Origin of the sequence: Lentilactobacillus kefiri (assembly GCF_007989105.1) — a bacterium.
In the GTDB taxonomy this organism is placed as follows: domain Bacteria; phylum Bacillota; class Bacilli; order Lactobacillales; family Lactobacillaceae; genus Lentilactobacillus; species Lentilactobacillus kefiri.
The window spans coordinates 42,795-56,978 of the sequence record NZ_BJVK01000002.1 but is presented as its reverse complement, the minus strand read 5'-3'; the positions used below and the strand labels follow the sequence as shown (position 1 = coordinate 56,978).

Here is a 14,184-nt window from a genome sequence, read left to right as displayed (position 1 = left end):
TAAATGGATTTTTTTCAATAATAAAAAGGCTGAAAGCAAGATTTTACGTCTTGCTCCAGCCCTATCTAACACGGTTTTATTCACTTTTATCAAAGTTATCCACAAGAAAATCAGTTAAAGCTTCATTATCAATATTTTCTATTTCAGCTTTTTTAACTGCCCGTTTAACGTTCCAACGGCTTGGCTTCTTATCAACCAGACCAGCTTCCACATCTTTCAAATGACCGCTGACTTTAAAGAACGGATTGAATTTAAGATGAACTAATTTGCCATCGTCGATTGTCCAATTAATCCCCAACTTACCTGCACTAAATGTTTGATCGGCATAATCATAATAACCGGGATTATGGCCAAAGTTCCATTCATCAGTTCCATAGGTTTCTGCCAGACGTTTATCCACGTTCTGCCAATCTTTTTCAGACATATGATAAGTTTCAATATCATCCAGCGATTTGACGGCAAATATTTCTTTTAACAAGTATTCACGGAAATCATCCATCGTCATGCCATCAGGAAGAAAGTCTTTCAGGTTAATGATTGGGCTTCTTTTAGAGCGAACTCCCAGACCTTTCTGCTTTTCCATTTGGTCCTCGGTCAAAACCTTTTTAGCATTTTCAATATTTAAATCATACATAATCGTACCGCCGGCGGCCAGACCCTGGCCACTTTTGAACATTGTCATTCCCGACCATTTCTTACCATTCAAAATCAGGTCACTGGAATTTTCCTTCATTTTGACATCAATATTAAGCTTGCGAAGGGCTTTTAAAACTGGTTCGGCAAAATGACCGTAATCACCGAAGTCATCGGCATTATCAGTTAATATATTTTCAAAGATAAAGTTGCCCATGTCATGGTATACCGCGCCACCACCGGAAGTTCGTCGGACAAGTTCAATATCATGTTCGTGTAAATAATTAATATCGACTTCGGCCCAAACGTTCTGATTTCGACCAATAATCACGGACGGCTGATTAATATAGAACATAAATCCGTGGCCTGGCAGCTTCAAATCATTTACGAAATAGTTATCCAACGATTGGTTCACCCGGGCATCAAAACTAGGTTGACCATTTCTGGAAATATCGATTAAATACATCTGACAATCCCCCCCTTGTTCAAATTCTAGTACATCTCCAATTATACGGTATAATTGAGGTAAATAATATTGAGGCGGTGTCATTATGGCGAAAAATTCAATTTGGCAGAAAATTATTAATTTTTTTACTGGCAAAAAAGAACCGGCGTTTTCTGACGTCCAGGTTAAGGATGGCATTTGGTATGCCAAGGATGCAGATGGCAACTACCTGTTGGGTATCGACAAGTCTGTCTATGACCTGATGGGAAAAATTACCTTTGCCGACTTTCCCAACCAACTGGATAATATTCAGACCGACGACGATTTGTTGGATATCGAAGGTGACAAATCCGTGGAAACACTCAAATCACCAATTTCCGGTAAAATTATTGACCGAAACAAGGATATTGGCAAAGACATCGAACGCCTGAATACCCCCGATCCACAAGTGAATTGGATTGCTAAAATTGCCCCGGCAAAATAGAATTCTAAATAAATTAAACAAATATTTAACCACTTTTCAAAAAAGAACTATAATGAAAGTAGATCAAATAGAAGGAGGTAATATTTTATGGCAGAAGAACCAGGTGCAGAATCTCCATTATTGAACAAGAAGATGTCTGAAGCATTTGACTGGAGCGATGATAAATTACCAGTCCGTGATGCTATTTGGGATTACTACATGGAAAAGAACGACCACGATACCCTCAAGACCGAAAAAGATGTTGAACCTTACATGAACATGTCAACTGATGATCTTAAGAGCAAAGCTGAAGAATTATTGAAGAAGTAATTCATCAGTGGCCTAAAAATACCCGCACTCGTTTCGTGCTAGGCATTCAAATGATCTTCAAGCTTTTAGCTTGGAGGTTATTTTTTTACTCAAAAAAGGAGACTGAATTTTCAGTCTCCCAATTACATTTAAATATGAAATTCAAAAATAACCATTCATCGCTTATCTGCAAATATCCATATGGTGAAACAAATTAATTGTCTGCTTCTTCCTCACGAATAAAGAAGAATGGATGGCCACCAACTGTGTAAGTGGTCCACCAGACGGTCCACGCTGAATCTTCATTTCCCCATGACTGAGTTTTATTGACACCTTTTTTAATAGACAAACGATAGTACTTTGAAGAAACTTTCTTTTCCACAAGTCCTTTTACCGGCTTCTTGTAATAAACGTATGATGTCTTGCCAACTGTTTTAAAATGATTGATTTTGACACTTGCCGTCGGCTTTATTTGCCAAAGTGGATTTGCATACTGAGAACCGGATTTTGATTCAAAAATATTTTTAACATCGTAATGCTTTAATCGGGCATTGGAATAATACTGAAGGTAGCCATCCATCGTAATATAAAAGATTGGCTTATAATAGGCCGCTTTGGAGTAAACATACCCTTTGCCACTCTGCATCGGGACATCCCTAACCGGCAGCTTCAACTTATATGGCCGAAAATACTTGGTATTGTAGTGCGGTGTGTTATAAGATGCCGGGTGAGTCGGTTTGTACATGCGCTGCATCTTCTGATAGCTGATTAAGTCATAGCTTAGACTGACCGTGGTGCCAGACATTCCCAGCACCTTCATAATGGTTCCCTTGGGGGTGATAACTCGATGGCCCCTATGACCGTTCACCTTTGTATAATAACCGGTGAACATTGGTCGTTTCAATTGAACATAGTCGATATTTAAGTTATCTCCAAGATTTGTGTATGCTTTAGCGACTCTTGGAGATACCATGATTCCGATCACGATGATACCAGCAATAAGCATCGTGTTTTTAATCACTGATCCGATTCTTTTCATGAAGATACCTCCCCATTTTAACTTTTCAGTTTCTTCTTCCCCGCCTCCAACACATCATCAGATACATATTCACTGGTAAATCGCTGAAGGGGTGTATAATCATGCCGATCTTTAAACGCAACTGGAATCGCTTTGATAATTCCGACCATCAAGTTATTTTCGGTAATGAAGATTTGACCGACTTTTTTAAACTTCCCTTTGGTATGCTTACCAGTACGCCAGCTATGTAATTTAAAGTCGCCGGACTCATCCATCTTAATTGGATAATTTCCTGAATCATCCGTTTCCAGGGGCACCCCGATATATTGGTTGACTTCATATTTACCTTTCATGGGTTTCAGTCCTTTCATGAATAAATTGTGAACAAAGTTAGAATTAAAATCTAATCTTTTCATAAACACAACAATTATACTAACGAATACTATACAATAACAGTGTAGACAAATTTCGAGTACCTGGGGTGAATAATATGAGCAAAATTAAAATTGTAACTGATTCCGCTGCCCACGTGGCAAACGCCGACATCCGAGCATACAATATCTATGTATTGAACCCACCTATTTTGATAGATGGCAGAGTGTTCGGTTACGTTAACAAGATAAGCAGCGAGAAGTTTCTCCAACTATTTGATTCCGGAAAAAATAAACCGGTTATTGGAGATATTTCGGTGGCTGATCTAACCGAAACTTACAACAAATTGGGCGAGGACGGCAGCCAAATCTTATCAATTCATTTGAGTGATAAGATGTCTTCCTCTTACAATAACGCTAAAACAGCTGCCAGCAAATCCACAACTGACGTCACCGTCCTGAATAGTCAGGTGACGGCTGCCGGGTTGGCCTATCAAGTGCTTAAAGCTGCCAAAATGATCAAGGAAGGCAAAATAATCAAAGATATATTGCCTGAATTGGCAAAAGTCCGTGATAACACCCGGATCTTTTTCTCAGTCCGCAACAACCAGCAAATCGTCAACAACCGGATTATCACCAAGCTGCAGGGTTTCCTTGGCAAGCATGCAAATACAGCTTACATGTTGGCTTTCAAAGGTAACGACTTTCGTTTGGTGGCGCATGGATCCAAGGACGAGTCCTTAAACGAGTTCTGGAAAACTCAGATTGCGCACATGCACGATGAATGCATTGTCCAACTCAGCATTCTACATTCCGGCACTTCAACAAGAGCTCAGTTCTTACGAAGCATGCTAACCGAAGAATTCCCGTTTGTGCCGATTTCCGTTGTCCCAACGAATCCTGAAATGACGACATTTATTGGCCGGAATTCAACCGGTGTTACCTATTTACTGGGATAATCAAAATAAAAAATCAAAAGGATTGGTACAAAAATGTGCCAGTCCTTTTATTTTGCTTTTCTAACACTTTCCCGTTCAACCATTTTTGTTGCCACAACCACTTTTTCCGGTGTATGAGCGTCACCATCGGTACTGGCGTCAACCATTTCAAGCAGGCGAACAGCAACTTCACCCATTTTACCGGTATTGACTTTAACTGCAGTTAAAGAAGGAATCACATATTTTGCAACAGCCGTGTCATTGAAGCTAACCAAGCTGACATCTTCAGGAACCTTAACCCCATTTTCATGAAGGGCCTTTAAAGCACCAATCGCCATCGCATCATTGGAAACAAATAATGCATTAGGGAAACTTTCCTTGGAACTTTTCAGTGCCTGGTCAACCAACTGATAACTCGACTGCATTGTATAATCGCCGACAAAGACATTGGCCGGATCATACAATGCGTGCTTCTCCAAATAATGTTTGAAAACGTCAAAGCGATGATCGGTAATTTTCAATTGGTGATCACTACTATATTCAACACCGGAAATCATTCCGATACGCTTCAGCCCGTTTTCGATGAAATAGTTCAATACTGATTTGGTGGAATTATCAAAATCGGTCACAACGCAATCGTGACCCCTTGCCAAAGTATCAAAGTCGACAAAAACAACATTGTCGGTGACCTTGCTCATCTCATCAATCTGTTCGGCACTAAACTTACCGATTGCGACTATGCCTTTTACATCGTCAATTTTTGACAGCGAGTCGTCGGCAAAATACCGTTTAACTTTATAATGGAACCGTTCTGCCTGCTTTTCCACACCCATCCTGATTGATAAATAGTACAAATCGTCCAGTTCCTGCTGCTCGGTATACCACTCAACAACGGCAATGCTGTCCCGAGTCGTACTGGAACGTTTCTTCTTTGTATAATCCAATGCTTCTGCAGCCTGAAAAATCTTCTTGCGAGTCAGGTCACTAACGGATAATGACTTATCATAATTTAATACCCGTGAAACTGTTGTGATCGAAACCCCGGCCTTATGTGCAATATCCTTAATTGTTGCCATGATCTCACCCCTTCGTAAAATAAATCCGTTTTTTATGTATCAAATCGTTTTAGTTAATTTACTAAAATAAATATATGTTCTTTACCTTGATATGTCAAGGATATTCCGTTATATTAACGTTTTTGGCTAGTAAAATTATTGACGGATGCCTAATAAATTTCTATAATTAAGTTGATTTTAAATATAAGGAGGGTCATGTCGTGGACGACAAAATTAAAGACGCTTACCAACAATGGGTCAAACAACCCAATTTACCAGAAAATCTCGTACTTGATTTAAATAAAATGAAAAATGATTCAGATAAAATTACAGATGCATTTGGAACGATCCTTTCATTTGGAACTGCCGGAATGCGTGGTGTGCTTGGTGCTGGAACCAACCGGATGAACATTTACACTGTTCGCCAAGCTGCCGAAGGATTAGCTTCATTTATGGATACTCTCGATGAAGCAACCAGAAAACGTGGAGTCGCAATTAGTTTTGATTCTCGTTACCATTCAAAGGAATTTGCTCATGAGTCCGCAAAGGTATTGGGTTATCACCACATTCCCACCTTTGTCTTCGACGACATTCGACCAACTCCTGAATTATCATTCGCTGTTCGTCACTTAAATACTTATGCCGGCATCATGATTACCGCCAGCCATAATCCAAAGCAATATAACGGATTTAAGATTTATGGCCAAGACGGTGGCCAGATGCCACCAAAGGAATCTGATTTAATCACTTCCTACATTCGTAAAAACAGTGACTTGTTCGCAATCCATGTTACCCCTGAACAAGACTTGCGTGAAGCTAAAATCATGAATCTGATTGGTGAAGCGGTTGATCAAGCCTACCTTGCCAAGGTTAAGACGGTTAACATCGACTTGGACTTAATCAAAAATGTCGGTGCCAACATGAAGTTTGTTTACTCACCACTCCATGGTACCGGTAAAGTGATTGCTCGTCGTGCTTTGGAAGAAGCCGGCTTCAAGAACTACGTTGTTGTTCCGGAACAAACCATTGCTGATCCTGAATTTCCAACTACGCCATTTCCAAATCCAGAGTTTCCACAAGCATTTGATTTGGCAACTAAGCTGGGCAAGAAGATTTCAGCCGATGTCTTAATCGCTTCGGATCCTGATGCCGATCGGCTTGGCTGTGCCGTTCGTCAACCCGACGGCAGTTACCAATTATTAAGCGGTAACCAAATTGCCAGCGTTCTGTTGAACTACATCTTGGCAGCCAAGAAGAAAGCCGGCGACCTGCCAGCTGATGGTACAATTGTTAAGTCAATTGTCTCCACCGATTTAGCTCCTAAGATTGCCGCTTCATACGGTGTTGCCACCAACAATGTTTTGACTGGATTCAAGTTTATCGCTGAAGCCATCCATCATTACGAAACTCAACATGATCACACCTTCCTGTTTGGCTTTGAAGAGAGTTTTGGTTACCTGATCAAGCCATTTGTTCGTGACAAAGATGCCATTCAAACTGTTCTGTTGCTGGCAGAAGTTGCCGCTTACTACAAGAGTCAGAACAAGACGTTGTACGATGGCGTCCAGGAAATGTTCCAGAAGTACGGTTACTACGCTGAAAAGACCATTGCCAAAGAATTTGATGGTCTGGATGGTAAAGACAAAATGGCGCACATCATGTCAGAACTCCGTGACAACCCATTGACTGAATTTAACGGTCACAAGGTATTGAGTCACGCTGACTATCAGTCATCAGAATTAACTGATAAGGATGGCAAGAAGACCGCTATTGATTTGCCTAAGTCCAACGTATTGAAGTACTGGTTGGATGACGAAACCTGGCTGGCCGTTCGTCCTTCAGGAACCGAGCCTAAAGTGAAGTTCTACTTGGAAGTTGACGATAAGAGCCAAGACGCAGCCGACAAGAAGCTAGCCAGTTACGTGGATGCTGTTGATAAAATGATTGATAAATTGATTAATAACTAGATTTTGTTGGAACGAGGCTGAGACAAAAGTGTATGCTTTTGCCTCAACCTCTTTCGTAATACCATATTATTTTTTGAAACGTGCAACAATCGGCTGATCCCGGCCATTTAAGAGCATCAATCAATCATTCCAACACCAGGAATAATCTGATTGATGCTCTTAAATTCCGGGATCAAAACGCCTTTAGTCCCACTCTTTTTTTAAATAAAAGCCGGAAACATATGTACAAAGTCTGATTGACGGAGTACTCTATTGGCAACAAGTCACATCACGTGGAGGATTTGCATTGAAAAAATTTCAGTTAGCAATCAGAACAACCTATCTAATTGTTTTCATCGTTTCTTTCATCCTTTTCTTACTTGCCCCGACAACAATTGCCCTACACTTCAATGGATTTGGACTTAACGGCGCTTTAGTTAACAGTAGAGGCAATCGAATCGCACTCTTTTTTAACCCGATCCTTCTTTTGGTACTTGGTGAATTATTTATCGGAATTGAAAAATTTACCCGTAAGAGACAAGGTACCAGCGATCTGCCTTTAATAACGTTTCCGGAATGGTCATTTATCGCAGGGACAGCCTTCATAAGCATTGTAATGGTTGTTCTCATGTGGCAGCAAATTCACAACTAAATAATTTATCCGCCAGATATTCTTGAAAATTTGGCGGATTTTTTTATCTGCCAATGTTCTCCTACTCTGCTACAATTAAGCTATGTAAGGGGGAGACACACATGCGACTAACATCAAAAATTATGATCGGCACGCTGGCATTATTTGGGGGAGCCTTGCTTCAAGTTCAGCCAGCCCATGCCACGGTCATCAAAAACAGTTTTTTAAAAACCCAACGCAGCATCACTACATATAACAGTAAAAAGCAGGTTAAAGTCACCATACCCAAGGGAACCACGGTTCAAGTGGGCGGCATCAAACACGTCCACGGCAATAAGTACGTTGCCATTAATCTGGAACGTTTAAGCTACAACATCCGAAAGCCACTGCTCAGCCAGAAAAAGCCTGGTGTTTATACCCATTGGCTTCGCGCAAAAGGTTATAACTTTAAGCAAATCCACAAACCGGTTTACCTGAGCTACTTTGCCGTGCAGTCAGATGGAAAGAAATCACGCAATAAAATTAAGACCGAAACCGGCAATCTTTGGAAAGGCGATCGCTTGCCAGCCAACTACACCACCGCTTCCGGTACCCGATTCCGAGTCACCAGCAATGGGTACTTGGAATATTACGCAAAATCTCCGTTTACTTTCAAGGTTTCTCCAAAACCGACTGCCAGCTTAAAGGTTGTGAAAGCCAGCCATCCACTTGCCAGCGGTGAAACCATTTTGGCTTTTAAATCAAAGATCAGCGGTCTGTCCTTCGTCAAAAAATCCCATCATGATTATCATTTGACAATTAATAGTACCGGCAACGGCACCATCACGGTTATTCCAAGCACCACCAACGTCAAAAAGATTCTGACCAACTGGGTTTATAGAATTGGCAAGGTTGACTGGTACGAAAATAACAGCGTCACAAATTTTAAATAGGGAGGATTTACAATGACTTTAACCAGAATTAAGAAGGCATTCATCCTTGTGACTATGGCTTTCCTGACGCTTGTAATCCTTACTGTCACGGCGAATGCCAGCAGTAAGTATCTGACCAAGCTCGCCAAGAACCAGTATTTGGAAACCAGGCGGACCATTCATACCACTAACAGTCACTATAAGAACGTGAAGATTACGATCCCCAAAGGCACCGTGTTTAAATCCGGCAGTCTTGGTAAAAGCGCCAAGTCACATAAGACATACATCACCATTAATATGAACAATTTAAGTTGGCATTTGCGGAAAGGGATCGTTCAATCCAAACATAACGTCACCGTCACCAAAGGTATCTGGGCGAAGACTTCATACTTTAAAAAGGTCCATGCACCAAAATACCAGTCATACTTCAAGCAGCCATATACTGGTAATCTTGGCGGTCTGGTTTGGCAAGGCAATAAGTCTTTCCCACTCCGACAACAATTCAAAATTGAGAACTGCTTTCGGGTAACCGAGGACGGTTATTTGGAATATTTCACCGGTTACAACTACTGGGTTACCAAAATGCCACGTCCCTATTCTTACGCCAAAATTCATAAGACCATCAAGAAAGGCAGCTCCTTGTATGTCTACACCAAATCCAAAGTATGTGGATTTCCCATGTATCACGTCCACAAAAAGGGCAATGACCGATACCGCTTAAAGATCAGGAAAACAAATCAGCATCTCGCAACAATCAATCCTGACCAAAATAAAAAGTACGATGATAGTGTCACCATTTCCATCCGATATTATGTCGGCGGAAAGAAATTCTACGTGAATAGTCAGCGAATTTATCCATAACATTAAAAATGAAAGCCACCAAATTAAATTGGTGACTTTCATTTTTGAATATTCAGTTACGATATTTCTCCTGTATCCAACTCAACCAGGCAATGATCCGATCCAAATACATCGGTCAATATTTTGGAATCTTTAATGTTATCAGCCAAGCGATCACTGGCCACAAAATAATCAATCCGCCAACCGGCATTCCGATCACGAGAGTGGAATCGATAACTCCACCATGAATAGATGTCCTTTTGATCGGGATAAAAATGTCTGAACGTATCCATGAAGCCTTCGCTTAACAACTTGGTGAACGATTCTCGTTCTTCGTCCGTAAAGCCGGCGTTGTGATGATTGGATTGAGGATTTTTCAAATCAATTTCCTTGTGAGCAACGTTTAAGTCACCACATAAAATAACCGGCTTTTTCTCATCCAGCTTATTTAAGTACTGGTGAAAAGCTTTATCCCAGCCCATCCGGAAATCCAACCGTTTCAAACCTGCCCCAGAATTAGGCACATAGCTGGTCACCAGATAGTAGTTGGGGTATTCAAGGGTAATTGCCCGTCCTTCATGATCAAATTCATCGCTTTCGATGCCATACATCACATTGAGTGGCTCGTGCTTGGTAAAGATCGCCGTTCCAGAATAACCCTTTCGCTCAGCGTAATTAAAATATTGGTGATAGCCGGGCAATTCCAGCTTCAACTGGCCTTCCTGCATTTTGGTTTCCTGCACACAGAAAAAGTCGGCATTTAATTGCTTGAATGTGTCTTCAAACCCATGTTTAACAACTGCTCGAAGACCATTCACATTCCAAGAGATGAATTTCATGTAATCCCATCCTTTTGTTTGTTTACGTCAATTATAACGTAAATAATCCTTTTGCAATCACTTGGAGATGCCCGAAACGCAGAGAATCCTAATATATTGATCTCGTTTATTCTTATATACATCCTTTGTTTTAACTCAAAATAAGGGTTAAAATACACTTACAACCCCGAAAAGAGGATATTAAAATGAAAACAGCCGTAATTACCGATAGTGCCAGTTACCTTGATCCAGTGGTGGCTGCTAAATACAACATCACCGTGTTGCCGATTACCGTTATCTTTGGCAGCCAGGAATACCATGATGGTGTTGACATCAGCTCACAGGAATTTCTGAAAAAATTGGCAGAAACCGAAAAATTACCAACTACCGCCCAAGTCACCATGGGCCAGATGCAGGAAGCTTTTGATACCTTGAGTGACAAAGGTTATGATGAAGCAATTTGTGTCAATTTGTCATCAGGAATTACCACTTTCTACCAAAATTTGGTGGCATACAGTCATGAAGTAACAAACATTAAAGTCTATCCATTCGACTCAAAAATTGCCAGCGCCGGCGAAGCTGACTTATGTCTGTTAGCAGCAAAGATGGCTGAAAATGGTGCCAATGCCGATACCATCATCCCCAAGCTTGAACAACTCCGTGATTCAATTCATGTTTCACTGGTTGTTGACAGCTTGGATCATCTGCAGCGAACCGGACGAATTTCCAACACATCGGCATTCTTTGGCAACCTGTTGAAGATCAAACCGATCCTAACTTTTGATAAGAATGGTAAGATCGTTCCTGAAGCCAAAGAAAGAACCATGAAGCAGGCCCTTCAACATATTACCGACAACATTAATAAGACTAAATTCGACCAACCAATGAGAATTTCAGTCGTTGATGCCAATAATCCGGAACTCAGTCAGTCATGGGTGATTGCCTTCCGCGAACATTTCCCACAAGCAAGCATTAGTACTTACCAAATCAGCCCGGCAATCACCGTTCACACTGGTGATAAAGCCATGGGCGTCTTTGGGATTTGGACTGGGATCAATTTAGCAAGTAGCTTGAACAAGAGTGAGTGAATTGCCACTCGCTTTTTTGTTGCAATCAGATATGTAAAATTCAATCAAAGATTTTGCCATTATTAAATAATCAAAAACGAAAGAGATGGGATTATGTCACAAACTAACCAAAAAATCACCCGGCAGACTTATCTGGGCCTGTTGGCCGCTGCGCTGCTCTCATTCACCGGAATTCTTACAGAAACATCAATGAACGTCACCTTTCCAGAATTAACCAAGGTCTTTAACGTCACCTTGGATACGGTTCAGTGGATTACCACCGGCTACCTGCTGATGGTCACCATTGTTATGGCAACCACTGCTTTTCTGCTTAAAAAATTTAAGTCTCAAACAATTCATTTATTTGCCGCGATCGCCTTTGTGGTTGGCGACGTTATGTGTGCTCTTTCACCAAGCTTTCCAATTCTCATGAGCGGTCGGCTGATTCAAGCCATTGCGACCGGGCTCTCGACTCCACTCATGTTTCATATTATCTTCAGCCGAATTCCGGCTGATCGGATTGGTTCAATGACTGGCCTTGCCGGCATGGTTATTTCATTAGCACCAGCTTTGGGGTCGACTTATGGTGGCACAATTTCTTCAACCATGTCCTGGCGAATGATTTTCTGGTTAATCCTCCCAATCATCGTTGTCAGCTGGTGGCTTGGCTCCCACTATATCCGCATTGATCCGGTAGGTACCGGTTCCTTTGATGTTTTAAGCCTCGGCTTGCTGGCTGCCACATTATTCTCGTTTGTCTTTGCAGTTAGTAAAGCCGGCAAATATGCGGTCTTGAGTTCACAGGTTCTCATCCCATTTGTGGTTGGTTTAATTGCTCTGGGCTTATTTATTCCGACACCCATGGTCATTCGCAATTGTTGGACATCAAAGTCTTGAAGTGGCTTTCAACTTCGCTATCGGCTTTTACCTACTTTGTCCTTCAATTTGTTAATATTGGCGTTTCATTTCTAATTCCAGTCTATTGCCAGTATGTTCTGCACAATTCGCCATTTATCGCCGGATTGGTCTTACTTCCCGGTTCACTGGTTGGGGCTGCAGTTTCCCCATTTGCCGGTCATCTTGCCGATCTTAAAGGCTATGCGCTTCCCATTTACATTGGGTTGTGCTCAATGACCCTTGGTGGATTAATCTTCTTTGGCATTCAGGAGTTCTTGACTGCCCTGATCATTTTATTTGTCTATTCCTTCCTACGATTCGGCTTCAACATGGGCTTCTCAAATTCCATCTCCAATGCGATGTTGAACGTTCCCCAGAAATTTCGAACCGACATCAACTCTCTGTTTAGCATGCTCCAACAATTTGCGGGGTCAATTGGAGTTGGAATTATGGCTGCCGTCATGGCAATTAACCAGAACAACGGAACTGGCAATTTAGCCGCCCGTTCGTTTGTGGGTGGTCGATACGACTTTCTTCTGGCAACGTGTCTGAGTGCAGCTGCTTTGATTGCAGCAATCATTAATTTTAGAATTCAAAAACAAAAAAATAGTCATTAATCTCTATGGATAATCACTTTCCGCAGGATCATCAAAATTTTGGTGATCCTGTTTTTTGCCCAATCGGAGCCTCATTCCATGAAGTCGTTTTAATTGAAATTCCATTAAAATGCGCATAAAATGACTGCGATGGTTGAGAATGATTGTACACAACTTAGCCGTCATGCTTACTGTTACCCAGAATTCAAAGGGGGATTCCACTTATGGTAAAGATTGGAATTAATGGTTTTGGTAGAATTGGTCGTTTACTTTTACGTCGAATTTTGGAAGTGAAGGATCCTGAGTTGGAAGTTGTCGCAATTAATGATTTGACGAGCCCATCAATGCTGGCTTACCTTTTCAAATACGATTCAACTCACGGAATATTGCCCCACGAAGTTTCTTCGACCGACGACTCATTAGTTGTGGACGGCAAAAGCTACCGTGTATATGCCGAAAAAGACGCCAGTAAGATTCCTTGGGTAAAGGAAAATGGCGTAGATTTGGTTCTCGAATGTACCGGATTTTACACCTCAAAGGAAAAGTCTCAAGCACATCTGGATGCGGGCGTTAAGAAAGTTTTAATCTCAGCTCCTGCCGGTGCGATGAAGACGATTGTGTTTAATGTAAATGACGACACTTTAGATGCCGATGACCAGATCATTTCTGCTGGATCATGCACGACCAACGCATTGGCACCAATGGCTTACTTCCTGAACAAAGAGTTTGGCGTTGAAGTTGGTACCATGACTGCAATTCATGCATTTACCAGTTCTCAAATGATTCTTGATGGCCCTAAAGGCAAGAAGTTCCGTCCAAACCGTACCGCTTCAGCTAACACCATTCCTCACTCAACCGGTGCTGCCAAAGCAATTGGTCTGGTTATTCCCGAGTTGGATGGCCATCTTCAGGGACATGCTCAAAGAGTACCTGTCGTTGATGGTTCTGTCTGTGAATTAGTATCAGCCCTCAAAACCAAGGTAACTGCAGATCAGGTAAACGAAGCAATCAAGCCTCACACGGTTGATAACCCGGCATTTGGTTGGAATGAAGACCAAATCGTTTCATCTGACATTATCGGTGATACCCACGGGGCGGTTTTCGACCCAACTTTGACTGAGGTTACCACCAACGGTGATTTCCAGACTGTTAAGACCGCAACTTGGTTCGACAACGAATACGGCTTTGTTTCCAACATGGTTCGAACCGCTAAGAAATTTGCCCAAGTATCCAACCTGTAATATAA

15 protein-coding genes and 1 pseudogene are annotated in these 14,184 nt (G+C 41.5%); 11 read left to right on the top strand and 5 right to left on the bottom strand.

The genetic code is table 11. The annotated features are described in order from the left end of the window. Positions 1–76: 76 nt before the first annotated feature. Positions 77–1,099, bottom strand: a complete 1,023-nt coding sequence (gene lplA, locus LKE01_RS01150) for a lipoate--protein ligase (protein ID WP_056980942.1) — start codon at positions 1,097–1,099, stop codon at positions 77–79. Positions 1,100–1,184: 85 nt separating this feature from the next. On the opposite strand from lplA, the gene LKE01_RS01145 reads away from it, so the two are divergent. Further along, on the top strand, positions 1,185–1,562 hold the full coding sequence (locus LKE01_RS01145; RefSeq protein ID WP_056980943.1) for a glycine cleavage system H family protein: 378 nt from the start codon (positions 1,185–1,187) through the stop codon (positions 1,560–1,562). Between the two features lie 87 nt (positions 1,563–1,649). Then, positions 1,650–1,871, top strand: a complete 222-nt coding sequence (locus LKE01_RS01140; RefSeq protein WP_020281312.1) for a P8 family protein — start codon at positions 1,650–1,652, stop codon at positions 1,869–1,871. Between the two features lie 193 nt (positions 1,872–2,064). Here LKE01_RS01140 and LKE01_RS01135 read toward each other — a convergent pair whose 3' ends face one another. Next, entirely contained in the window at positions 2,065–2,889 is an 825-nt protein-coding gene (locus tag LKE01_RS01135; protein ID WP_054768849.1) for a hypothetical protein, read from the bottom strand. 17 nt (positions 2,890–2,906) lie between these two features. Next, positions 2,907–3,221 (bottom strand): DUF7671 family protein, encoded by a 315-nt coding sequence (locus LKE01_RS01130; RefSeq protein ID WP_054768850.1) that lies wholly within the window; start codon positions 3,219–3,221, stop codon positions 2,907–2,909. A 137-nt stretch (positions 3,222–3,358) separates the two neighbouring features. Here LKE01_RS01130 and LKE01_RS01125 point away from each other — a divergent pair, with 137 nt between their 5' ends. Continuing rightward, complete coding sequence (locus LKE01_RS01125) at positions 3,359–4,198, top strand: DegV family protein (RefSeq protein WP_056980944.1); 840 nt, start codon at positions 3,359–3,361, stop codon at positions 4,196–4,198. A 47-nt stretch (positions 4,199–4,245) separates the two neighbouring features. Here LKE01_RS01125 and LKE01_RS01120 read toward each other — a convergent pair whose 3' ends face one another. Further along, a complete protein-coding gene (locus LKE01_RS01120) occupies positions 4,246–5,253 on the bottom strand; it encodes a LacI family DNA-binding transcriptional regulator (protein WP_056980945.1) in 1,008 nt (335 codons plus the stop codon). A gap of 200 nt (positions 5,254–5,453) precedes the next feature. On the opposite strand from LKE01_RS01120, the gene LKE01_RS01115 reads away from it, so the two are divergent. The 4 genes from LKE01_RS01115 to LKE01_RS01100 all read left to right on the top strand — a co-directional run bounded on the left by LKE01_RS01115 (position 5,454) and on the right by LKE01_RS01100 (position 9,581). Next, positions 5,454–7,199: a phospho-sugar mutase gene (locus LKE01_RS01115; RefSeq protein WP_056980946.1), complete on the top strand. Its 1,746-nt coding sequence runs from the start codon at positions 5,454–5,456 to the stop codon at positions 7,197–7,199. Positions 7,200–7,485: 286 nt separating this feature from the next. After that, positions 7,486–7,830 carry a hypothetical protein gene (locus tag LKE01_RS01110; protein ID WP_056980947.1) on the top strand — a complete coding sequence of 115 codons (345 nt, stop codon included), beginning with the start codon at positions 7,486–7,488 and terminating at the stop codon, positions 7,828–7,830. A gap of 101 nt (positions 7,831–7,931) precedes the next feature. Beyond that, positions 7,932–8,741, top strand: a complete 810-nt coding sequence (locus tag LKE01_RS01105; protein WP_056980948.1) for a hypothetical protein — start codon at positions 7,932–7,934, stop codon at positions 8,739–8,741. Between the two features lie 12 nt (positions 8,742–8,753). After that, entirely contained in the window at positions 8,754–9,581 is an 828-nt protein-coding gene (locus LKE01_RS01100; protein WP_056980949.1) for a hypothetical protein, read from the top strand. A 56-nt stretch (positions 9,582–9,637) separates the two neighbouring features. Here the strand turns inward: LKE01_RS01100 and LKE01_RS01095 are convergent, their stop codons facing one another. Next, positions 9,638–10,399 carry an exodeoxyribonuclease III gene (locus LKE01_RS01095; RefSeq protein ID WP_056980950.1) on the bottom strand — a complete coding sequence of 254 codons (762 nt, stop codon included), beginning with the start codon at positions 10,397–10,399 and terminating at the stop codon, positions 9,638–9,640. A gap of 185 nt (positions 10,400–10,584) precedes the next feature. On the opposite strand from LKE01_RS01095, the pseudogene LKE01_RS01090 reads away from it, so the two are divergent. The 4 genes and pseudogenes from LKE01_RS01090 to gap all read left to right on the top strand — a co-directional run bounded on the left by LKE01_RS01090 (position 10,585) and on the right by gap (position 14,179). Next, positions 10,585–11,447: pseudogene (locus LKE01_RS01090) on the top strand (DegV family protein). A gap of 112 nt (positions 11,448–11,559) precedes the next feature. After that, complete coding sequence (locus tag LKE01_RS12305) at positions 11,560–12,342, top strand: MFS transporter (protein ID WP_243538146.1); 783 nt, start codon at positions 11,560–11,562, stop codon at positions 12,340–12,342. Further along, the gene (locus LKE01_RS12300; RefSeq protein ID WP_251908390.1) at positions 12,339–12,959 is read left to right on the top strand and encodes an MFS transporter; all 621 of its coding nucleotides are present in this window, start codon (positions 12,339–12,341) and stop codon (positions 12,957–12,959) included. The genes LKE01_RS12305 and LKE01_RS12300 overlap by 4 nt, the downstream gene beginning before the upstream one ends. 203 nt (positions 12,960–13,162) lie before the next feature. Next, positions 13,163–14,179, top strand: coding sequence for a type I glyceraldehyde-3-phosphate dehydrogenase (gene gap / locus LKE01_RS01080; RefSeq protein WP_054768852.1), 1,017 nt, complete (start codon positions 13,163–13,165; stop codon positions 14,177–14,179). Positions 14,180–14,184: the final 5 nt, after the last annotated feature.